This is a genomic window from Pseudonocardia sp. KRD291 (genome assembly GCF_019263595.1).
Classification (GTDB): domain Bacteria; phylum Actinomycetota; class Actinomycetes; order Mycobacteriales; family Pseudonocardiaceae; genus Pseudonocardia.
In genome coordinates, this window is record NZ_JADQDD010000092.1 from 1 (window position 1) to 20,682 (window position 20,682).

The following is a 20,682-nucleotide window of genomic DNA, read 5'->3' on the forward strand; positions in this document are numbered from 1 at the left end:
CGCTGTTGTCCTGCGACCCGCCGGTCCAGGGGCGGTCCGCGGCCGGCCACAGCTCGACGGCCAGCACCCACCAGCCGGCCGAGACCACCAGCGCCACCGCGGCCAGCACCAGGCCACGGATCCGCCGTCCGACCCCGACCGGCGCGTACACGGTCCACACCGCCGCGAGCACGGGCAGGACGAGGAACGCCTGCAGCATCTTGGCCAGGAAGCCGACCCCGACCAGCGCCGCGGCCAGCACGAGCCAGTGCGCCGCCCCGGCCTCGACCGCCCGCAGCACGGCGTAGGCGGCGCCGACGAGCGCCAGCACCAGCAAGGCGTCCGGGTTGTTGAACCGGAAGATCAGCACCGCGACCGGGGTGAGGGCCAGCACCCCGCCGGCGATCAGGCCGGCGCCGCCGCCCGCGACCCGTCGTACAGCGGCGTGCAGCAGCGCGACCGTGCCGACGCCCATCAGCGCCTGCGGGACCAGGATGCTCCAGCTGCTCAGACCGAAGATCCGCACGGACAGCCCGGTGACCCACAGTGCCCCGGGCGCCTTGTCCACGGTGATCGCGTTCGCGGCGTCGGAGGAGCCGAAGAACCAGGCCTTCCAGCTGGTGCCGCCGGCCTGCGCGGCCGCGGAGTAGAACGCGTTCGCCCAGCCGGAGCGCGACAGCCCCCACAGGTAGAGCGCCGCCGTGCCGCACAGCAGCACCGCGAGCAGGACGCGGTGCGGTGTGACGCGTCCACCGCCACGTCGGTCCGGTGACGGGGGCCCGCCCGTTGCCGGTGGGCGGGGCGGGGGATCGGTGCGAGGTTCGCGCAGCGTGCTGGTCACGGTGGCGACGATCGCCGCGTGCGCTGTGCGCGCCCGGTGCCGACGCTGTGTCCCGGCTGTGAGTCGGGCCGCTCCGGGACGGCCTGCGGGCGGGCGCGCACTACGGTGTGGGTGTGCGACCGATCGGCTGGCGTCCCCGTCTGGTCGCCCTGGACATCGACGGCACCGTCGTGCACGGCGCCTCCCCGCCGACCCCGCCGGTCCGCGCCGCGATCGACCGCGCGGCCCGCCACGCCGAGGTCATGCTCTGCACCGGGCGCACCGTCGTCGGTGTCGCGGCGGCACTGGACCAGCTCGCGATGACCCGCGGCACCACGCTGACCTCGAACGGCGCCGTGGAGCTCGACACCGCGACCCGGGAGGTGCGCACGGTGGTCCGCTTCGACGTCTCCGACGCGCTGGCCCGGCTGCGCGAGCGGTTCCCGGACGGGCACTTCGCCTGCGAACACGTCGGTGTCGGGCAGCGGGTGAGCGCGCCGTTCCCGGCCGGCGTCCTGGCCGGGCGGGTGACCGAGGTCGGGATCGAGGGCCTGATCGCCGAGCCGTCCCCGAAACTGATCATGTACTGGCCCGGGCGGACCCCGGCCCAGACCCGGGAGCGCGCGGCCGGGCTGGACCTGCCGGACGCGACCGTCACGCTGGACCACGAGGTGCCGTGGGTGACGGTCGTCGCGGCCGGGGTGTCCAAGGCCTCCGGTCTGGCCCGGGTGACCCGTCGCCTCGGGATCGACGCCGCGGACGTGCTCGCGGTCGGCGACGGCGACAACGACCGGGAGATGCTGCGCTGGGCCGGGCACGGCGTCGCGATGGGCCAGGGACCGGACACCGTCCGCGCCGACGCCGACGAGGTGACCGCCCCCGTGACCGCCGACGGACTGGCCGACGCCCTGGACCGCTGGTTCGCCACGACCGCCGACAGGACGAGGAGAACCGTTCGGAGTCCTGATGGACTGTGAGGGCTGACTCCCGGCCGCCGCGGTCCTAGCGTCGAGGGCAGATCAACGACGAATCCGATGGGGATGGAGTCGATGGCGCGACACTGGGTCCAGGAGACACCGGCGGACACCCGCCGTGCGACGTGGTCGACCGCGCCGGTGCCCGACACCGCGGACGAGCCCGCCGCCGACGTCCGCCCGATCGTCCCCGCCGCGCGCAGGCCCGCGCCGACCGAGGTGCAGGCGTCGGAGGCCGCGTCCGCCTGAGACAGCGCGCTCGAGACGGGCCGCCTGAGGCGGGTCGCCTGCGACGGGGGCTCCGGCTCAGGAGATCTGCTGCGGCGGCCCGGCGACCAGCGGCGTGACCGGCTCCAGCGCCGCGCCGCAGGACGGGGGCCGCGCCCCGGTGCCGGTGTCCAGCCGCACGTCGACGGCCCAGCGCCGGCCGTCGGGGTCGCGCACCTCGACGACGCCCGCGCCGTCCACCGCGTCCACGACGAGACCGGCCGCGTCCCTGCTCCCGGTGTGCTCGCGCACGGCGATCTCGGCGACCTGCGCGATCGGCTCCAGGCCGACGTGCCCGCGGCAGTCCTTCACCTCGACCTCGCCCAGCCCGGCGGCCTTGCGGGCGTCGACGGCGGTGGCCGCGTCCAGGCGCCCGTAGGCGTATCCGGTCGGCAGCACCAGCGCCGTCGGGGCGAAGCGGTGCCCGCCCAGGTGCGTGCACTCCCACACCCCGCCGGACGGTTCGGCGGCGGCGACGGCCGCGGCCAGCGCCCGTCCGCGGACCGCGCAGCAGACGTCGCGACGCCCGTGCGCACACACCAGCAGCAGGGGGTCGAGGACCGGCTCACCGGCGGAGAGGTCGAACGAGACCGTGTCCAGGTCGGCCGGACCGCGCACGGTCGAGGCCACCACCCGGGACCGGCCGGGGGTCAGGTCGGCGACGAACACGGCGCGCTCGTCGTCGGTCTCCCGACCGCGTCGTCCGGGACGGCGGATCAGCAGCAGCGTGACGCCCTGGTGACGCAGGCGCTCGGCGAGCCCGGCGATGGCCTCGTCGGGGTGCGCGGCGACCCGCGGCGGCCATACCCCGACGTGCTCGACGGCGACGACCCGGCGCATCGCGGGAGCGGTGCCGGCCAGCGGCTCACCGGCGTCCGAGCTCAGCGCCGCGCAACCCCGCACCGCGAGGTCGTGCACGCCGTCCACCGTCATCGGTGCAGTCTAGGCAAGGACAGGCTCAGCTCAATCGGGTGACCGCCGATTTACGCCATCCGGGGGGTAGGCATGGTGGCCTACTGGTCCTGGCCGGGCAGCTCGGCGCGCAGCACCTTGCCGGTCTGGTTGCGGGGCAGCTCGTCGAGGAAATGGACGTCGCGCGGTACCGCGAACTTCGCCAGGTCGCCGCGGACCAGGTCGCGGACGGCGTCCTCGTCGAGCGACGCCCCGTCGGCGCGCACGACGTAGGCCGCGAGCCGCTGCCCGAACTTCTCGTCGGGGACGCCGAGCACCGCCACCTCGCGGACGCCCTCGGCGTTCGCGATCAGGTCCTCGACCGGGCCCGGGTGCACGTTCTCCCCGCCGGAGACGATCATGTCGTCGGCCCGGCCGGTGAGGTGCAACCGGCCCCTGTCGTCGAGGTGTCCCACGTCGCCGGTGCCGAGCAGGCCGTCGCGCTCCTCCAGCGAGCTCTCGCCGCCGGTGTAGCCGTCGAAGGGGAGGTCGTTGCCGACGAAGACCCGGCCCTCGACGTCCGGCCCGACCGGCCGGTCGTCGTCGCCCAGGATGATCAGCGTGGTGCCGGCCGGGGCGCGGCCCGCGGTGCCCGGGGCGTCGCGCAGGTCGGCCGGCCCGGCGATCGAGACCCAGGAGACCTCGGTGGAGCCGTAGAGGTTGTAGAGGCAGTCGCCGAAACGGTCCATGAAGCCCAGCGCCTGCCCGGCCGGCAGCGCCGACCCGCTCACCGCGACGATCCGCGGGCGGTGCGGGCCGGCCCAGCCGTCCCGGTCGTTCCCGTCCCCGACGTGCTCGAGCACCCGCTGCAGCATCACCGGCACCGCGAAGATCGTCGTGCACCGGCGGCGCTCGACGACGTCGAGGAACGCCTGCGGCTCGAACCTGCGCTGCAGCACGACCGTCGACCCGTGCAGCGACGCCAGCATCAGCGCGGCGTTGCCCCAGGTGTGGAACAGGGGTGCGGAGATCAGCACCGGCTCGCCGGCCTGCAGCGGGATCGCGGACAGGATCGACGCGGCCGGTGCGAGGCTGGAGGGGTGCGGGCGCTTGGCGCCCTTCGGCGTGCCGGTGGTGCCGGAGGTCAGCACGATCATCCGGCTGCGCTCGGGCTTGAACGGCAGCTCCCGCGGGCCCCCGGAGGACGCCATCTCCTCCAGCGTCCCGGGCCCGTCGCCGTCGGTGCGCACGATCCGCGGCCCGTCCGGGACCAGCTCGGCGAAGTCCGGGTCGGTGACGACCGTGTGCAGCTTCTGCTGCTCGGTGACCCCGCGCAGCTGCTCGGGCGAGAGCCCGGTGTTGAGCAGCACCACGTCGGCGCCCGCCTTGCCGGCCGCGACCATCACCTCGACCGGGGCCCGGTGGTTGCGGCACAGGATGCCCACGGCGCCGCCGGGCGCGGCACCGGAGGCCAGCAGCGCCTGCGCGATCCGGTCGGTGCGCGCGTCCAGCTCGGCGTAGGTGAGCACGCCGTCGTCGTCGACCACGGCGAGCCGGTAGGGGTGCCGGGCCGCGCCGACGCAGAACGCGGCGGTCACGCTGTACCCGTAACGGGCCAGGGCCCGGCCCATCCCGTAGAGCCGTTCCGGACGGATCGGGCGCACCACCCCGGAGCGGGTCAGCGCGATCGCGGCGCGGGCGGTTCCGGTACCGATCTCGAGTGCCGAGCGGGCGGCGTCGGCGATGGATCCGGGCATCGAGGACGGGGCCATGGGGCCAGTCTGTCAGGACCCCGCGGGGGCGCACGGGCACCGGGGGAGTCGCTCTGTGCCGGACGTCACGGCCGATGACCATTACGTTTCGTTGCGTGACGACGATGTGCTTCGTGGCGGGTCCACCGGCCCGCCGCCGCGTCACGACCGTCGGGGACCTCGATGCGCCTGTACCTTACCTCCACCACCACGACCAGCTCCGCAACCCGCCGCGGCGGCTCCGTACTGGCCCGCGCGACCCGCCCGGTGAAGGGCATGCCCGCCTTCGGCCCGGTCGCGGACACCTGCCGCTGCGGCGCCGACCGCTCGGCCACCGCCAGGACCCGCCCCTGGCGGGACTGCCCGGCCTGCACCCCGGTCCGCGCCCCGCGCTGACCGGGTCGCCCGCGACGCGCTCACCTACGGCGCGCGAAGGGGAGGAGGGTCGGCCCGGTCGGCGTGAGGGGGGTACGCGCCGACCGGGCCGGTCGTCCGGCTGCGGGCATGCAGCCGGCTCTCACCGGGGGAGCGCGCACGTGGACGGGGGTTCCACCCGCGCGGCCCCGGGAGCTACTCGGAGGCCGCGGCTCTCCCGCGCCGGAGCAGGCCGCGGGCCTGCCGGCGGCGTTCCGACGCGGCCAGCCCGCGTTGGGGCAGCGACAGCCGCCAGATCGAGCGGGTGGCCTGCCAGAACTGCCGCGGGAACGGGCCGGTGGTGTAGGGCAGGTCGTACTTCTCGCACAGCGCCCGGACCTTGACCGCGATCTCCGGGTACCGGTTCGACGGCAGGTCCGGGAACAGGTGGTGCTCGATCTGGTAGCCGAGGCTGCCCGACATCACGTGCATCAGCCGGTTCCCGTCGAAGTTGGCCGACCCGAGCAGCTGGCGCAGGTACCACTCGCCGCGCGTCTCGTCGTCGAGCTCCTCCTCGGTGAACACCTCGGCGCCGTCCGGGAAGTGCCCGCAGAAGATGATCGCGTAGGACCAGACGTTGCGGACGACGTTGGCGGTCGCGTTCGCGGTCAGCGTGGACAGGAATGCCGGACCGGTGAGCAGCGGGAAGAGCAGGTAGTCCTTGCTCATCTGGCGGGCGTGCTTGCGCCCGATCACGGCGAGCTTGCGGCGGAACTCCGCCGGGTCCTCCACGTTGAGCTTCGCGAGGCTGTCGATGTCCAGGTCGTGCAGCGATACCCCGTGCTCGAACAGCAGCATCAGCAGGAAGTTCACGACCGGCTGGGTCAGGTAGTACGGGTGCCACGGCTGGTCCGAGCGCACGCGCAGGATCTCGTACCCGACGTCCTTGTCCTTGCCGATCACGTTCGTATAGGTGTGGTGCACGTAGTTGTGCGAGTGCCGCCACTGGTCGGCGGGGCACACGTTGTCCCACTCCCACGTCGACGAGTGGATCTCCGGATCGTTCATCCAGTCCCACTGGCCGTGCATGACGTTGTGGCCGATCTCCATGTTCTCGAGGATCTTGGCCACGGCCAGCATCGCCGTCCCGGCCACCCACAGCGGCGGGATCCGGCTGCCGAACAGCGCGACCCGCGCGGCCACGTTGAGCCTGCGCTGCAGCGTGATGACCGAGCGGATGTAGTCCGCGTCGGCCTGGTTGCGCGCCTCCTCGACGTCGCGGCGGATCGCGTCGAACTCGCGTCCGAGCGCCTCCACGTCGGCGGGGGCGAGGTGGGCGAACTCCTTGACGTCGGCGATGGCCATCGGCGTTCCCTCCGGCTTCTCAGATGTCGATCACGCAGTCGCCGGCCGCGGCCGTGACACACGTCTGGATCTTCTCGGTCGGATTGCCCTCGTCGTTGCGGGTCTCGGTCCCGTCGCGCAGGTCGCGGACCGCGCCGGAGCGGAGCGGGACGACGCAGGTGTGGCAGATCCCCATCCGGCAGCCGTAGGGCAGCGACAGCCCCGCCTTCTCACCGGCCTCCAGGATGGTGGTCGCGCCGTCGGCGTCGACACCGGTCCCGGACCCGGAGAAGGTGATCGTGCCGCCCTCGGCCTCGACGCCGGACAGGTCCGCGGAGAACCGCTCGATGTGCAGCCCGTCCGCCACCCCGGCGTCGGTCCAGACCTGCTCGGCGTCGTCGAGCATCGCCGTCGGACCGCACGCCCAGGCCTGCCGTTCGCGCCAGTCCGGGCACACGTCGTCGAGGCGGGTGAGGTCGAGCCGGCCCGAGGTGGTCGTGTGGTGGTGACGTACCTGCAGGCCCGGGTGTCGTGCGGCGAGCGCGTCGAGCTCCTCGGCGAAGATGACCGCGTCCCGGTCCGGGGCGGTGTGCACGGCGACCACGTCGGGCATGGTGCCCCGCCGGTCCAGCGTGCGCAGCATGGCCATGATCGGGGTGATGCCGCTGCCGCCGGTCAGGAACAGCACCTTCTCCGGCGGGGGGTCGGGCAGGACGAAGTCGCCGCGCGGCGCCGCGAGCCGGACCAGCGTCCCCGGCTCGACCCCGCCGACCAGGTGCCGGGACAGGAACCCCTCCGGCATCGCCTTGACCGTGACCGAGATGCGCCCCCGGTCGCGCCGCGGCGGGGAGGTCAGCGAGTAGGAGCGCCAGTGGAAGCGGCCGTCGAGCTGGACCGCGATCCCGACGTACTGGCCCGGCTGGTGGTCGAACGCCCAGCCCCAGCCCGGCTTGATCACCAGGGTGACCGCGTCGTCGGTCTCCGGGACCACCTCCACGACCCGCCCGCGCAGCTCGCGCGCGGACCAGAGCGGGTTGAGCAGTAGCAGGTAGTCGTCCGGGAGCAGGGGGGTGGTGAACCGCGCCGCGGTCCGGCGCAGCCGGCGCGTCCCGCGCGGCAACCGGGCCGGTGGACTGGTCATCGGACTGCCCTCGTCTCGCGGGGAGAGGTGATGCTTCTGCTGGGCGGACAGTACTATCCATGACGAGGTCGGTGTCAACGTGAAGGGCGGTGTGTGCGGTGAGCTGCAGGAACAGAGTGTGGATCGGGTCGTCGTCGACGACGCGATCATGAGACATCAGTTCTTGTCGATGTCATGACGAATGGATCGCGGACCGAGCGTGGCGCAGCGGGGAGTTCCCCGGCGGCCTCGTCCGGTTCGCGTGGATAGGGTCTGCGTCGATGACCGGTACGGGCGACGAACTGACGATCGACGGGCTGGCGGCGCGGTCCGGGATGACCGTCCGCAACGTGCGTGCGCACCTCTCGCGGGGCCTGCTGCCGCCTGGTGACCTGCGCGGTCGCACCGCCTACTACGGGCCGTCGCACGTGGCCCGGCTGGAGCTGATCTCCGGGCTGCAGCGGCGCGGCTTCTCCCTCGCCGCGATCGGCGTCCTGATCAACCAGTCGTCCTCGGGCGGCGCCGAGGAGGCCCTGCGTCTCTACCGCGGGATGCTCGCGCCCTGGCAGCCCGAGGACCCGGTGGAGATGGCCGAGGCCGAGTTCCCGGACTGGCTCGGGGTGACGCTCCCGGACGGCACGCTGGAGGCACTGCGAGGCTCCGGGATGATCGAGGAGGCCGGCCCCGGACGGCTCCGCGTGATCAACCCGGCGATGGTCCGGGCCGGCGCGCAGGCCGTCGCGATCGGGATCCCGGCCGACGCGATCATCGAGGTGGGCGTGTCACTGGAGGAGCGCACACGGGGAATCGCGGAGATGTTCGTCGCGCTGTTCAAGGACCACCTGTGGAACCCGCACGTGGCGGCCGGGCTCCCGCGCGAGGGCGCCGTCGACGTCCGGACGGCCGTGGAGGCACTGCAGCCGGTGGCGACCCAGGCGCTGCTCGGGGCGTTCCGCTCCACCATGCAGCAGACGATGGACACGTTCATCGCCGAGCTCTCCGAGGACCTCGTGCCGCGGGAGAGGAAGAAGTAGCCGCGCGGCTCAGGGTGTGGCCGGCAGCCGCACCGTGAACGTCGTGCGCCCGGGAACGCTGTCCACCGAGACCGTCCCGTGGTGGGCCGCGACGACCGCGGACACGATCGCCAGCCCCAGCCCGGTGCTCGGGGTGTCGTTGCCGGCCCGGGTGCGCGACGCCGCGCCGCGGGCGAACCGCTCGAACACCCGCGGCAGCGTCTCCGGCGCGATCCCCGGGCCGGAGTCGGTCACGGTCAGGGTCGCCGCGCCGCCCGGCTCCGTGGTCAGCCCGACCGTCACCGTCGTGCCCTGCGGGGTGTGGGTGCGGGCGTTGGCCAGGAGGTTCGCCATCACCTGGGCGAGACGACCGGCGTCGCCGTCGACGGTGACCGGCTCGTCCGGCAGGTCCGGCACCCAGCGATGCCCCGGTCCGGCGACGTGGGCGTCGCCGACGGCGTCGAGTACCAGACGGGTCAGATCGACCGGCGTGCGCTCGAGCGGGCGTCCGGCGTCCAGGCGGGCCAGCAGGAGCAGGTCCTCCACCAGCGTGGACATCCGCTCGGCCTGCGAGGAGATCCGGACCAGCGCGTGCGCCGTGCCGGCCGGTACCGGGTCGGGCTCGCGTCGCGACAGCTCGGCGTAGCCGCGGATCGCGGCCAGCGGGGTGCGCAGCTCATGGCTGGCGTCGGCGACGAACCGGCGCAACCGCGTCTCCGAGTCCTGACGGGCCGCGAGCGCGCCCTCGACGTTGTCCAGCATCCGGTTCAGCGCCGTGCCGACCTGCCCGACCTCGGTGCGCGGGTCCGGGTCCGGCACCCGCGCGGCCAGGTGCACCTCGCCGCGGTCCAGCGGCAGAGTGCCGACCTGCCCGGCGACCCCGGCCACCCGTTCCAGCGGGCGCAGCTCGCGCCGGACCAGCACGGTCGCCGCCACCCCGGCGACGACCACCGCGCCGCCCAGGACGACCACCTCGATCAGCAGCAGGCGCCCGGTGACGTCCGCGACGTCGTCGTTCGGGCGGCCCAGCACGTAGGTCAGGCCGTCCGAGCCGACGACCGCGTCCACCCGGTACTCGCCGCCGGAGAGCTCCAGGTCCTGCGGACGGTCCTGCGGGGCCACGGTCGCCAGCAGGGCCAGGTCCGCGGCCGGGATGTCGGCGCGCACGCCGCCCTGGTCGATCAGCTCGGCCCGGGTCGCGGCGCCGTCCCGCACGACGGCGCCGATCGACCCCGGGCCCTGGGGCCCGAGGAAGAACCCGCCCGACGGCACGCCGTCGGGGGTGCCGTCGCCGGGCGGGGGCGGGCGCAGCGCTCCGGTGGCGGACTTCTCGAACCGCTCCACCGACATCTCGACCTCGCGGTCCTGGCGGTCGTCGAGGAAGTGCTGCAGCGAGACCGACGTCGCGACCCCGATCGCCACGCACGCCAGCGTGAACAGCAGCAGCACGGTGATCACCAGCCGCGCCCGCAGCGAGCGGACGCGGCCCGCGACCCGCGCCGTCACCACTGCGGCGCCACGATCACTCGCTCGCCGGGCGCAGCACGTACCCGGCCCCGCGCACCGTGTGGATCATCGGGGCGCGGCCGGCGTCGATCTTCTTGCGCAGGTAGGACACGTAGAGCTCGACCACGTTGGACTGGCCGCCGAAGTCGTAGTGCCACACCCGGTCCAGGATCTGGGCCTTCGACAGGACGCGGCGCGGGTTGCGCATCAGGAACCGCAGCAGCTCGAACTCGGTCGCGGTCAGCTCGATCGCGGAGTCGCCGCGGCGGACCTCGTGCCCGTCCTCGTCCATCACCAGGTCGCCGACGGCGAGCTCGCCGTCATGGCGCGCCGCCGCCATCCCGGCCCGGCGCAGCAGCCCGCGCAACCGCGCGACGAGCTCCTCCAGGCTGAACGGCTTGGTCACGTAGTCGTCGCCGCCCGCGGTGAGCCCGGCGATCCGGTCCTCCACCGCGTCGCGCGCGGTCAGGAACAGCACCGGCACCTCGGGGACGTCGGCGCGCATCCGGCGCAGCACCTCGAACCCGTCCAGGTCGGGCAGCATGACGTCGAGGACGACGGCGTCCGGGCGGAACTCGCGGGCGTGCCGGACCGCGGCGAGCCCGTCGGCGGCGGTGCGGACCTCCCAGCCCTCGTAGCGCAGGGCCATCGAGAGCAGGTCCGACAGGGTGGGCTCGTCGTCGACGACGAGCACGCGGATCGGGCTCCCGTCGGCCCGCTGCAGCGCTGCCTCGCGTCCGCGTCCGCTCACCTCGGTCATGGTAGTCAGCACACCCCACGAGCCTGTGCGTCAGCTGTGTGCGCCCTGTAGCCGTTCTGTGGGCGTGGGCTACCGGGCGCGCCAGTACCCCGTCGCGTAGACGGCGCGGCGGTCGAGCCCGCGGTCCTCGAGCAGGTGCGAGCGCAGGTCGCGGACCGCCGCCGACTCGCCGGAGAGCCATGCCTGCCCCCGCCCCGAGGGCAGCTCCGCGGCCCGCACGGCCGCGACCAGCGGCGCGCCGGGGGGCTCGTCGCCCCGGTGCACCCACGTCACCTCGGCCGCGCCCGGCAGCTCCTGCTCCTCGCCGGCGTCGGCGACCTCGAGGAACGCCAGGACCGGGACCCCGGGGGTGTCCTCGAGCGTCTCCAGGACCGTCGCGACGGCGGGCAGCGCGGACTCGTCGCCGATCACCACCTGGAACGCCGCGTCCGCGTCCGGGGCCCAGCGTCCGCCCGGCTCGGACACCCCGACCCAGCGGCCCGGTACCGCCTCCTGGGCCCACGCCGCGGCCGGACCGTGCCCGGAGTGCACGACGAAGTCGACGTCGAGCTCGCCCGCCGCGTCGTCGAAGCGGCGCACCGTGTAGGTGCGGATCACCGGGCGCGCCTCGCCGGCGGGCCAGACCGGGCCGGCGGTGCTCGCGCGCGGGACGGCCGGGCGGTCCTGGCCGTCGACCGGGAAGAACATCTTGATCCGGCGGTCCGGGCCGTGGCCGGGAAAGCCGTCGAGCTCGTCGCCCGTCAGCGTCACCCGGATCATCCGCGGGGTCACCCGCGTCGTGCGCCGGACCTGCAGCAGTCGTGGTGCGGTGGAGGTCATGGTGGCGGGAATTGTCCCCCATCGCGTCCCGCCAGCCCCGTCCAGACCATCTCCATCAGGTACTCGGTGGCCTGTTCGCTACTCACCTGTGTCGATTCTCGTTCCGGCAAGCCTCCTCTCGCCGGCTCCTGCCCGCGCCAGACGGCCAGGCGCTCGCACGCGCCCACGATCACCTGGGCCCAGCCGGTGAGCCGGGCGTCGTCGGTGTCCGGGGACTGGGCGCGCAGCAGCGTGGCGATGAAGTCGGTCTGCTGGGCGCGGACCTCCTCCAGCGCATCCGCGGCCACGCCGGCCTCGGCGTAGAGGAGCTTCCAGTCCGGGGCCCGCGCATCGAGGTGGTCGAAGAACGCCCGGGTGCCGCGGCGCAGCATGTCCTCCGGCGTGCTCGCGGCCGCGGCGGCCGCCGTCGTCGCCTCCAGCAGTTCGCTGCGGGCCCGGCTGATGCATGCCAGCAGCAGGCCCTCCTTGGAACCGAAATGGGTGTAGAGCACCGGCTTGGTGACCCCGACCCGCTCGGCCACGGTGTCCATCGACGAGTGCCCGTACCCGTGCTCGCTGAACAGATCCACGGCGGCGTCCAGGATGTCCCGCTCGCGCTGGGATCGGCTGACCCGGCGACGGGCCCCGGCGGGCGGGCTGGACGGCACCCGCGGACCGTACCCGAGCGGGGTTACCCGTGGTAGGTTACCGGCGGTAACACCTAGGAGGAGGAGCGGGCATGGACAGGAGCGTCGACACGGTCGTCGTCGGCAGCGGGTTCGCCGGGCTCGGCGCCGCGGTCAAGCTGGACTCCGACGGTCGCCGGGACTGGGTGATGCTGGAGAAGGGCGACTCGCTCGGTGGCACCTGGCGCGACAATGTCTACCCCGGCTGCGCCTGCGACGTGGAGTCGCACCTGTACTCGTTCTCGTTCTTCCCGAACACCGAGTGGACGCGCACGTTCGCCCGCCAGTCCGAGATCCGCTCGTACCTCGAGGACGTCGCGGACCGCTACCGGCTGCGCGACCGGATCCGTTTCGGGGTCACCGTCACCGGGGCCGAGTGGGACGGCGAGGGCTGGGACGTGCGCCTGGCCGACGGCGAGACGATCCGCGCCCGCTACGTCGTGTTCGGCACCGGCGCGCTGCATGAGCCCAGCGTCCCGGAGATCGAGGGGCTGGACCGCTTCACCGGCGCCGTCTTCCACTCCGCGCAGTGGGACCACGGGCGCGACCTGACCGGCCGCAAGGTCGCCGTGATCGGCACCGGGGCCAGCGCGATCCAGTTCGTGCCGGCGATCGCGCCGCAGGTCCAGGCGCTGACCCTGTTCCAGCGCACCGCGCCGTGGGTGCTGCCCAAGCCGGACAAGCCGATCTCCGAGCGCGCCCGGCGGATCTTCCGCCGGGTGCCGGGTGCCCGGGCCGCCTACCGGGCGTCGCTGTACTGGCGGCACGAGGCCCTGGTCGCCGGGTTCCTGCACCCGCCGGTGATGCAGGCGATCCAGCGGCTCGGGAAGCTCTACCTGCGCCGGGCCTTCGCCGGCGACCCGGAGCTGCGCCGCAAGGTGACCCCGACGTTCACCATGGGCTGCAAGCGCATCCTGATGAGCAACGACTACTACCCGGCGCTGCGCCGGGACAACGTCGCCGTCGAGACCGGCGGCATCACCCGGATCACCGAGCGCGGCGTCGTCACCGACGACGGGGTGGAGCACGAGGCCGACACGATCGTGTTCGGCACCGGGTTCGCCGTCGGCGACGGGATGAGCCGGATGGCGATCACCGGCCGGGACGGCGTCAAGCTCGCCGACGCCTGGCGCGACGGCTCGCAGGCGCTGCTCGGTACCACGATCGCCGGGTTCCCGAACCTGTTCACGATCGTCGGCCCGAACACCGGCCTCGGGCACAGCTCGATGGTGCTGATGGTCGAGTCGCAGGTGAACTACGTGCTCGACGCGATGCGCACGGTCGACACGCACCGCGCGGTCGCGATCGACACCCGTCAGGAGTCGCAGGACGAGTTCAACGCCGACATCCAGCGTCAGCTGGACAAGGCGGTGTGGAGCCGCGGCGGCTGCGCCAGCTGGTACCTCGACGCCCACGGCCGCAACCGCACCCTGTGGCCGGGCTACACGTTCACGTTCCGCCGCCGCACCCGCCGGGTCGACCCGGCGCACCACGAGCTGATCGCCTGAGCTGGGCTGAGCTCGCGGAGCGAGTATCGGCACCTGAGCGGAGCGGCGTAGCTTCCTGAAGCGTGAACGACGACGTGTCGGTGTACGCGATCCCGATGACCACCCGGTTCCGCGGGATCACCGTGCGGGAGGGGCTGCTGCTCCGCGGTGACGCCGGATGGGGCGAGTTCGGTCCGTTCACCGAGTACGACGACCGGGAGTCGGCGCCGTGGCTGGCCGGCGCCGTCGAGGCGGCGCGGGTCGGCTGGCCGGAACCGGTGCGCGACCGGATCCCGGTGAACTGCACCGTCCCCGCCGTGGACGCCGCGACGGCGCACCGGATCGTGCGCGCGTCCGGGTGCGCGACGGCGAAGGTGAAGGTCGCCGACCTGCCCGGGTCACTCCCCGAGGACGAGGCACGGGTCGAGGCGGTCCGGGACGCCCTCGGCCCGTCCGGGGCCGTCCGGGTGGACGCGAACGGAGCCTGGACCGTGAGCGAGGCGGTGCACGCGATCGGTCAGCTCGAGCGCGCCGCGGGCGGGCTGGAGTACGTCGAGCAGCCGTGCCGCGACGTCGAGCAGCTCGCGCAGGTCCGCCGCAAGGTCGACGTCCGGATCGCGGCCGACGAGTCGATCCGCCGCGCCGAGGACCCGATGCGCGTGGTGCTGGCCGAGGCCGCCGACGTCGCGGTGCTGAAGGTGGCGCCACTGGGTGGCGTGCGCCGCGCGCTGGAGGTCGCGCAGGCGTGCGGGCTACCGGTCGTGGTGTCCTCGGCGGTGGAGACGAGCGTGGGCCTGGCCGCGGGCCTCGCGCTGGCCGGCGCGCTGCCCGAGCTGCCGTTCGCCTGCGGGCTCGGCACCGCCACCCTGCTCACCGACGACGTCGTCGACCCGGCGGAGCGGCTGCTCCCGGTGGACGGCTCGCTGCCGGTGCCGCGCCGCGCCCCGGAGCCGGTGCGCCGCGCCGCGTTCGCCGCGGACGACGAGCGCGCGACCTGGTGGCGGGAGCGCTTCGACCGGGTGGCGGAGCTGCTCGGCGGGGAGTAGCCCGCGGCCGGCGTCGCGCATCTCAGAACGGAGCGGGATCGTCCTCGGTGGCGACGGCCGGCTTCGACCGGTCGTCGCTGACGGTGGCGTCGGTGTAGGGGCGGTAGTCGAAGGCCTCGGTGGTGTGTCGTCGTCCGCTGGGGCTGATCCAGGTCAGCGATCGGTCGGGGTGCGCGATCACCTGCCAGCCCGGCGCGTCCTTGAGCATGTGGTGGTGCCGGCAGTAGCCGAAGAGGTTGGGTTCGGCAGTGGGGCCGAGCTCGGCGGTCCACTCCTGGTGGTGGTCGAGGTCGCGGATGCGGCGTCCGCAGTGGGGTCCGCGGCATACCTGGTCGCGGGCCCGGACGTGGTCGGCGAGTCCGGCGGACGGTGTGTAGGTGGTGCGGCCCTGGTCGAGCAGGGTCCCGGAGAGCGGGTCGGTGACCAGGCGTTGCCAGAGTCCGTCGGCGGCCAGGGCTCGTGCCGTCCCGGCGTCGATGGGGCCGTGTCCGATGAGCTCGGCGGGCCGGTCGTCGCCGAGCAGGGTGTCGAGCCCGACGACGACATGGATCAGCGGTTTGCGCACGGTGGCGTGCAGGCCCGGGCGTCGCGCGAGCGCGGTGGCGACGGCGTCGGCGAGCACGTCGGGCGGGACTCTGTGCTCGGCTGGCGGCGGTGGGTCGGCGGATGAATCGTGTCGTGGCGCCGCCGCGGCACGGTCCGCCGGGCCCGCGGCGTCACCGGCACCGATGTCGGCGGATTGGCTGGTGTGAGCGTTATCGGCGGAGGCCTCGCCCCTGCCGAGCGCATCGTCGTCGCCGGTTCCGTCGTCGCCGTCGGTTCGGCTGTCGCTCTCGGTGGCGAGGATGTCGGTGACGGCGGTGTCGACGTCGGCCAGGTCGGTGACGGTGAGTCGGCCCTGCAGTACCTGCATGGCCAGGTCGAAGCGGCGTTGGTCCAGGGTGCGGGGGTCGTCGGGTCCGAGGGCGCGGGCGAGGCGGTCGGCCATCTGCCAGGCGGCCTCGATCTGTTCGGCGGAGCCGTAGAACCACAGCGACGCCATCCCGTCGTCGAGGGACCGGATCGCCACCCGTCGTTCGGTGTTCGCTTCCTTGTGGCGCCGGTACTCCCCGTCCGGGTCGACCTTGGCGATCGCCCGGCGTACCCGGTCGCGGACCTGGCGCAGGGTCGCATCGGGTGCTGTGGGGAGGACGGCTGCTTCGACCGCGCGGGCCTTGTCGTCGGGCAGCACCGCGGTCGCCCGCGCGATCGCATCCGCGCGTCGTTCGTCGATGCGGCCCTGTTCGAGAGCGGCGAGGGTGTCGGGCAGTACGTGGGCGAACCGCTGCGCCCGGGCGATCTCGGCGGATGCTTCGAGGCGGGGGATGCCCAGGGTCAGCCCGACCTCGTCGGGCAACCATCGATCCACCGGGGACGCCACGCCCGCTCCGGGTGGCGCGGCGGAGGCGCCGGCGGGGTGGCGGTCGGCGAACGCCGCCAGCATCCGCGCCCGGAGTCCGGTCGCCCACCGGATGATGCGTTCGGTGCCGTCGACGACGTCGAGCACCTCGCCGTCGGAGAGCAGCTCGGGCACCGCCCCCGCGGACTGGCACTGCAACGCGAGCCGCGCTCCCGGCGCATGCTCGAGGTCCACCACCGCGGTGGTCGGTCCGTCGTCGACGGCACCCGATTCCGGGCACAGGTCGTCGCACAGCCAGCCGGGAATGCCGTGCGGGCACGGGTCCTCGACCGGGAGCACATCGTCGACGACTGCGAACATGTGTTCGATTCTATCGCAGTGACGTGCATTTATCCAGTGGTCGGTCAGTACCGGTTGATGTCCTGTCTCAGGACATCGGTGACGCTCCGGGGCTCGTCGACGACCACTCCCGCTACGCGGTCGCCTCCCACGCCGCGGCCGGTGAGACCGCCACGGACGCGGTCGCAGTCTTCGACGAGGCCGTCGCCGCTCAGCGTGTGCCAGGGGTGGCTGCCGTCCGACGACGGGCTCGCGCTCGACCCGTCGCGGCACGGCGCCCGAGACATCACGTCAGTACCGGTTGAGCCGCGCCTCCAGGCGCAGTGCCGCGTCGATCACCCCTGCCGGGACCTTCACCCCGCTCTGGCTCTTCGCGATCCGGCCGGCGCTGGGCACGTCGCGGCGGTCCGGCCAGGTCGCGGTGTCCCACAGCGACGAGCGCAGGAACGCCTTCGCGCAGTGCAGGAACAGCTCCTCGACCTCGACGACGACGGCCAGCTCGGGCACCGAGCCGGACACGGCGAGCCGCTCGGCGAAGTCCGGGTGGTGCACGATCCGGGCGCGCCCGTTGAGACGCAGCGTGTCGCCCGAGCCGGGCACCAGGAACAGCATCCCGACCCGCGGGTCGTGCAGGATGTTGCGCAGCGAGTCCAGGCGCCGGTTGCCCTTGCGGTCGCCGAACGCGACCGAACGGCCGTCGTCGAGAACAAGGACGCTGCCGGGCGGATCTCCCCGCGGCGACACGTCGGTCGCGCCCTCGGGCCCGGTCGTGGCGAGCAGGAAGAACGGTGACGCCTCCAGGAAGCGGCGGGACTCGTCGTCGACCCGGGTGACGGCCTTCTCGGCCACCGCCCTGACCGGCTCCTTGATGATCTCCCGCAGCCGCGTCTCGTCGGTGATCTCTTCCATGCCGCTCCTCCGTGTCCGTGGTCCGCCGACCGTACACCCGTCGGTTAGGGTGCCCTAAGTTTTCGGTGGCCGCGCCCGGGCCGATCGTCGGACCTAGGGTCGGCGAGCATGGGCGTGATCGTGGTGGGAGCAGGGATCGCCGGTGTGGCGTGCGCACGGGAGCTGGTCTCGCGCGGTGTCGACGTGCGGGTGCTGGAGCGGTCGCACTCGGTGGGCGGCCGGCTGGGGGTGCACCGCCACGACGGTCGCCCGGCCGACACCGGCGCCGCCTACTTCACCGTCGACGACGACGGGTTCGGCGCCCAGGTCCGGCACTGGGAGGAGAAAGGTGTGGCCCGGCAGTGGACCGACCGTCTCGCCGTGTTCACCGGCACCTCGCCCGCCGGGACCACGCAGGGCCCGATGCGCTGGGCCGCTCCGGCCGGGCTGCGGGGCCTGGTCGCCGACCTCGCCGAGGGACTGACCGTGGAGCTCGAACGCGAGGTCGCCACCGTCGGGCCGGGTCCGGTCGTCGACGGCCAGCGGGCCGACGCGGCCGTCGTCGCGATGCCCGACCCGCAGGCGCAGCGCCTGCTCGACCCCGGTTCCCCGGCCGCCGCCGCGGTGCAGGGGCGTGACTGGAACCCGGTGCTGTCCCTCGTCGCCGGCTACCCGGTGCGGACCTGGCCGGACCTGCCGGCCGCGTTCGTCAACGACCACCCCACACTCTCGCTGCTCGCCGACGACGGCCTGCGCCGCGGCGACGGCGCACCGGTCCTGGTCGCGCACTCGACGGCGCCCGTCGCCCGCCGTCACGACGCCGACCCGCAGGCTGCGGCGCCGGTGATGACCGCCGCCGTCCGCGAGCTGCTCGACCTGGACAACGATCCCGTGTGGACGCACGTGCACCGCTGGCGCTTCGCCGCCCCGGCAGCGCCGCGCGAGGCCGCCTTCCACCTGGGCGACGACGGCATCGCCCTCGCCGGTGACGGCTGGGGGACGCCCAAGGTGCAGACGGCCTACCTGTCGGGCGCGCGGCTGGGCCGGGGGTTGGCCGAGCGACTCGGCTGAACCCACCGGTCACGACGGGGAACGGGAGGGTTCCCGGGAGAAGCGGCGCGTGCCCGGCACCAGCGCGGCCAGTGCCGGACCCACGACGCAGGCGATCGCGCAGGTCAGCAGCACCGGGGCGAGTCCGAACGCGGCGATCGCCGGGGCGATCAGCGCCAGCCCGAGCGGCGCCAGGCCGTAGGAGAGCAGGAAGTCCAGCGACGAGACCCGGGCCAGGGTCGCGGGGTCCACCTCGCGCTGCACGGCGGTGAACCACGGGACGTTGAACAGCTCGATCCCGATCCCGGCCACCACGTAGGCCGCCACCACGACCCAGATCGGCAACGGCACCAGCAACGCCAGCGGCGCGACCGCGTACACCCCGAGCCCGGCCAGTGCGGACCAGCCGCGGGCCTGCGGGCGCCACCGCGAGATGATCACTGCTCCGAGCAGGGCGCCCGCGGTGTAGCCGGTCAGCGCCGCGGCCAGCACGGCCTCGCTGCCGTAGACGTCGCGCGAGACCAACGGCAGCGCCACCCCGGTGGCCGAGTAGCCGGTGGCGATCACGGTGGTCAGCGCGCCCAGTCCGGCCAGGAACCACGGGTGGCGGCGGGCCTCGCGCACGCCGTCGGCGAACTCGGTGAAGAACCCGGAGCCCGTGCCTGCCGCCGCCTCCCGGCGGAACGTTCCGCGCGGCGGCAGCATCGCCGCGACGAGCCACAGCAGCGCGATGCCCACGATCAGTGCCCGGGTGGAGAGCAGCGTCCCCAGCAGCGCGATCGCCGCCGGGGCGACGAGCGTGGTGACCCGCACCGAGAACGTCGTCGCGGCGTTGGCCTGCTGGCGCCGGTCGTCGGTGACGATCTCGGCGACCAGCGCCTGGAACGCCGGCCGGCACGCGCCCTGCCCCGCCCCGGCGACCACCGCGCCGACGATCATCAGCCACAGCGAGGTGTCCAGCCCGACCGCGATCGCCACGCTCGCCACCGCGGCCGAGAGCCCGGAGAACCAGATGACGGCGCGGCGCGAGTACCGGTCGGCGATGACCCCGCTGATCGGGACGGCGGCCAGGAACCCGGCCGTCCGCACGCCGAGCACGACCCCGAGCCCGACCGCGTCCAGCGACCCGTCCAGCACGGCCAGCCCCAGCACGAACGGCAGCGCCCAGGTGGCCAGGCCGGACGCGGTCGTCGCGGTCCAGAGCCGGAAGAAGTCGGGTTCGCGCAGCACCGAGCGGTGCGCCGGCGCGCTCACCGGGCCTGCTCGCGCAGGTAGGCGCCGAACCGCTCCAGGCCGTCGATGTTGCGCGGACCGCTGATGCCCTCGTTGTAGTCGAGCACGAAGAACCGGTTGTCGCGCACCGCCGGGACCGAGCGCAGGATCGGCAGCGACCTCAGAAAGTCGATCTTCTGCTGCGCGCTCTGGTCGCCGTAGTCGAGGATCATGATGATCTGCGGCTGGCGCGCCACGACGGTCTCCCACCCGACGTCGGTCCAGCGTGCGTTCTCCTCGGCGAGGATGTTGGCGCCGCCGGCGATCCGGATGATGTCGTTCGGCGGGACCTGGCTCGCCGCCGAGTTGGGCCGGTCGGTGCCGGAGTCGTAGAGGAACACCGACGGCGGTGCCGGGTTCTTCGGCGCCTGCGCGGCGACGGCGGCGACGCGCTGCTTCATCGTCTCGACGACGGCCGCGGCCCGGTCCGGCACCCGGAAGATCGCGCCGAGGCGGGTCATGTCGGTGTAGAGGCCTTCGAGCGGGGTGACCTTCACCGGGAAGCCGGGGTAGTTGAAGCAGGTCTCGGTGTGCATGAAGCTCGCGATCCCGAGGCGGTCCAGCAGCGCGGGGGTGATGCCGCGCTCGTCGCTGAACCCGGACCGCCAGCCCGCCACCACCATGTCCGCGCCGGCGTCGACGACGAGCTCGCGGTTGAGCAGGTCGTCGCTGAGCAGCTCGGTGCGCGCGTAGTCGGCGGCGAACGGCGACTCGGTGACCGGCGGGTTCGCCGGGGGCATCACGTAGCCCCGGACCTTGTCGGCTAGGCCGAGGGCGAACAGCTTGTCCGCGCTGCCGCCCTCGTAGGCCACGACCTTCTCCGGGCTCCGGTAGGCGACCTGCTCCGCGCAGCGCGGCACGGTCACCGTCTCCGCGGCCGCGGTGGGCTCGACCTGCGCACCGCAGGCGGTCGCGGCGAACACCAGGGTGAGGGCGAG

The 20,682-nt window shown here is 73.9% G+C and carries 20 protein-coding genes; 7 read left to right on the forward strand and 13 right to left on the reverse strand.

What is annotated here, in order from left to right; genetic code table 11:
* Positions 1-820: glycosyltransferase family 39 protein (locus I4I78_RS14885; RefSeq protein WP_374225873.1), on the reverse strand; the 820-nt coding region annotated here is incomplete at its 3' end.
* 113 nt (positions 821-933) lie between these two features.
* Between I4I78_RS14885 and I4I78_RS14890 the strand changes: the two genes are divergently transcribed.
* Positions 934-1,776 (forward strand): HAD family hydrolase, encoded by an 843-nt coding sequence (locus I4I78_RS14890; RefSeq protein ID WP_218611909.1) that lies wholly within the window; start codon positions 934-936, stop codon positions 1,774-1,776.
* A gap of 72 nt (positions 1,777-1,848) precedes the next feature.
* On the forward strand, positions 1,849-2,022 hold the full coding sequence (locus I4I78_RS14895) for a hypothetical protein (protein ID WP_218611910.1): 174 nt from the start codon (positions 1,849-1,851) through the stop codon (positions 2,020-2,022).
* Positions 2,023-2,079: 57 nt separating this feature from the next.
* Here the strand turns inward: I4I78_RS14895 and I4I78_RS14900 are convergent, their stop codons facing one another.
* Together I4I78_RS14900 and I4I78_RS14905 are read right to left on the reverse strand one after the other, a co-directional pair.
* A complete protein-coding gene (locus I4I78_RS14900) occupies positions 2,080-2,973 on the reverse strand; it encodes a sucrase ferredoxin (protein WP_218611911.1) in 894 nt (297 codons plus the stop codon).
* Between the two features lie 80 nt (positions 2,974-3,053).
* Positions 3,054-4,703, reverse strand: a complete 1,650-nt coding sequence (locus I4I78_RS14905; RefSeq protein WP_218611912.1) for an AMP-binding protein — start codon at positions 4,701-4,703, stop codon at positions 3,054-3,056.
* A gap of 162 nt (positions 4,704-4,865) precedes the next feature.
* Between I4I78_RS14905 and I4I78_RS14910 the strand changes: the two genes are divergently transcribed.
* Complete coding sequence (locus I4I78_RS14910; RefSeq protein ID WP_218611913.1) at positions 4,866-5,078, forward strand: hypothetical protein; 213 nt, start codon at positions 4,866-4,868, stop codon at positions 5,076-5,078.
* Positions 5,079-5,252: 174 nt separating this feature from the next.
* On the opposite strand, the gene I4I78_RS14915 is transcribed toward I4I78_RS14910, so the two are convergent.
* Both I4I78_RS14915 and I4I78_RS14920 read right to left on the reverse strand, forming a co-directional pair.
* On the reverse strand, positions 5,253-6,401 hold the full coding sequence (locus I4I78_RS14915) for an acyl-CoA desaturase (protein WP_218611914.1): 1,149 nt from the start codon (positions 6,399-6,401) through the stop codon (positions 5,253-5,255).
* A gap of 19 nt (positions 6,402-6,420) precedes the next feature.
* On the reverse strand, positions 6,421-7,521 hold the full coding sequence (locus I4I78_RS14920) for a ferredoxin reductase (protein WP_218611915.1): 1,101 nt from the start codon (positions 7,519-7,521) through the stop codon (positions 6,421-6,423).
* 260 nt (positions 7,522-7,781) lie between these two features.
* Between I4I78_RS14920 and I4I78_RS14925 the strand changes: the two genes are divergently transcribed.
* On the forward strand, positions 7,782-8,534 hold the full coding sequence (locus I4I78_RS14925; protein ID WP_218611916.1) for a MerR family transcriptional regulator: 753 nt from the start codon (positions 7,782-7,784) through the stop codon (positions 8,532-8,534).
* Between the two features lie 9 nt (positions 8,535-8,543).
* On the opposite strand, the gene I4I78_RS14930 is transcribed toward I4I78_RS14925, so the two are convergent.
* From I4I78_RS14930 to I4I78_RS14945, 4 genes are all read right to left on the reverse strand, one after another.
* Positions 8,544-10,019 carry a HAMP domain-containing sensor histidine kinase gene (locus I4I78_RS14930; RefSeq protein WP_308252119.1) on the reverse strand — a complete coding sequence of 492 codons (1,476 nt, stop codon included), beginning with the start codon at positions 10,017-10,019 and terminating at the stop codon, positions 8,544-8,546.
* A 16-nt stretch (positions 10,020-10,035) separates the two neighbouring features.
* Entirely contained in the window at positions 10,036-10,779 is a 744-nt protein-coding gene (locus I4I78_RS14935; protein WP_218611918.1) for a response regulator transcription factor, read from the reverse strand.
* Between the two features lie 69 nt (positions 10,780-10,848).
* Positions 10,849-11,598 carry a siderophore-interacting protein gene (locus I4I78_RS14940; protein WP_218611919.1) on the reverse strand — a complete coding sequence of 250 codons (750 nt, stop codon included), beginning with the start codon at positions 11,596-11,598 and terminating at the stop codon, positions 10,849-10,851.
* Complete coding sequence (locus tag I4I78_RS14945) at positions 11,595-12,245, reverse strand: TetR/AcrR family transcriptional regulator (RefSeq protein WP_218611920.1); 651 nt, start codon at positions 12,243-12,245, stop codon at positions 11,595-11,597. Before I4I78_RS14945 ends, I4I78_RS14940 begins: the two co-directional genes overlap by 4 nt.
* Positions 12,246-12,316: 71 nt before the next feature.
* On the opposite strand from I4I78_RS14945, the gene I4I78_RS14950 reads away from it, so the two are divergent.
* Together I4I78_RS14950 and I4I78_RS14955 are read left to right on the forward strand one after the other, a co-directional pair.
* The gene (locus I4I78_RS14950) at positions 12,317-13,771 is read left to right on the forward strand and encodes an NAD(P)/FAD-dependent oxidoreductase (RefSeq protein ID WP_218611921.1); all 1,455 of its coding nucleotides are present in this window, start codon (positions 12,317-12,319) and stop codon (positions 13,769-13,771) included.
* 74 nt (positions 13,772-13,845) lie between these two features.
* Positions 13,846-14,796, forward strand: coding sequence for an o-succinylbenzoate synthase (locus tag I4I78_RS14955; protein ID WP_218611926.1), 951 nt, complete (start codon positions 13,846-13,848; stop codon positions 14,794-14,796).
* 22 nt (positions 14,797-14,818) lie between these two features.
* Here I4I78_RS14955 and I4I78_RS14960 read toward each other — a convergent pair whose 3' ends face one another.
* Complete coding sequence (locus I4I78_RS14960; RefSeq protein WP_218611922.1) at positions 14,819-16,555, reverse strand: DUF222 domain-containing protein; 1,737 nt, start codon at positions 16,553-16,555, stop codon at positions 14,819-14,821.
* A 270-nt stretch (positions 16,556-16,825) separates the two neighbouring features.
* On the reverse strand, positions 16,826-17,443 hold the full coding sequence (locus I4I78_RS14965; RefSeq protein WP_218611923.1) for an MSMEG_1061 family FMN-dependent PPOX-type flavoprotein: 618 nt from the start codon (positions 17,441-17,443) through the stop codon (positions 16,826-16,828).
* 108 nt (positions 17,444-17,551) lie between these two features.
* Here I4I78_RS14965 and I4I78_RS14970 point away from each other — a divergent pair, with 108 nt between their 5' ends.
* A complete protein-coding gene (locus I4I78_RS14970; RefSeq protein ID WP_218611924.1) occupies positions 17,552-18,493 on the forward strand; it encodes an NAD(P)/FAD-dependent oxidoreductase in 942 nt (313 codons plus the stop codon).
* A gap of 9 nt (positions 18,494-18,502) precedes the next feature.
* On the opposite strand, the gene I4I78_RS14975 is transcribed toward I4I78_RS14970, so the two are convergent.
* Both I4I78_RS14975 and I4I78_RS14980 read right to left on the reverse strand, forming a co-directional pair.
* A complete protein-coding gene (locus tag I4I78_RS14975; protein WP_308252120.1) occupies positions 18,503-19,726 on the reverse strand; it encodes an MFS transporter in 1,224 nt (407 codons plus the stop codon).
* A partial coding sequence (locus I4I78_RS14980) for an ABC transporter substrate-binding protein (protein ID WP_308252121.1) occupies positions 19,723-20,682 on the reverse strand: 960 nt, incomplete at its 5' end. The genes I4I78_RS14980 and I4I78_RS14975, both read right to left, overlap by 4 nt.

Coding starts and splice junctions, on each gene's coding strand:
- I4I78_RS14935 (WP_218611918.1), bottom strand. CDS start 10,779: ATGACCGAGGTGAGCGGACGCGGACGCGAGGCAGCGCTGCAGCGGGCC.
- I4I78_RS14900 (WP_218611911.1), bottom strand. CDS start 2,973: ATGACGGTGGACGGCGTGCACGACCTCGCGGTGCGGGGTTGCGCGGCG.
- I4I78_RS14965 (WP_218611923.1), bottom strand. CDS start 17,443: ATGGAAGAGATCACCGACGAGACGCGGCTGCGGGAGATCATCAAGGAG.
- I4I78_RS14905 (WP_218611912.1), bottom strand. CDS start 4,703: ATGGCCCCGTCCTCGATGCCCGGATCCATCGCCGACGCCGCCCGCTCG.
- I4I78_RS14915 (WP_218611914.1), bottom strand. CDS start 6,401: ATGGCCATCGCCGACGTCAAGGAGTTCGCCCACCTCGCCCCCGCCGAC.
- I4I78_RS14940 (WP_218611919.1), bottom strand. CDS start 11,598: ATGACCTCCACCGCACCACGACTGCTGCAGGTCCGGCGCACGACGCGG.
- I4I78_RS14920 (WP_218611915.1), bottom strand. CDS start 7,521: ATGACCAGTCCACCGGCCCGGTTGCCGCGCGGGACGCGCCGGCTGCGC.
- I4I78_RS14895 (WP_218611910.1), top strand. CDS start 1,849: ATGGCGCGACACTGGGTCCAGGAGACACCGGCGGACACCCGCCGTGCG.
- I4I78_RS14910 (WP_218611913.1), top strand. CDS start 4,866: ATGCGCCTGTACCTTACCTCCACCACCACGACCAGCTCCGCAACCCGC.
- I4I78_RS14925 (WP_218611916.1), top strand. CDS start 7,782: ATGACCGGTACGGGCGACGAACTGACGATCGACGGGCTGGCGGCGCGG.
- I4I78_RS14960 (WP_218611922.1), bottom strand. CDS start 16,555: ATGTTCGCAGTCGTCGACGATGTGCTCCCGGTCGAGGACCCGTGCCCG.
- I4I78_RS14970 (WP_218611924.1), top strand. CDS start 17,552: ATGGGCGTGATCGTGGTGGGAGCAGGGATCGCCGGTGTGGCGTGCGCA.
- I4I78_RS14950 (WP_218611921.1), top strand. CDS start 12,317: ATGGACAGGAGCGTCGACACGGTCGTCGTCGGCAGCGGGTTCGCCGGG.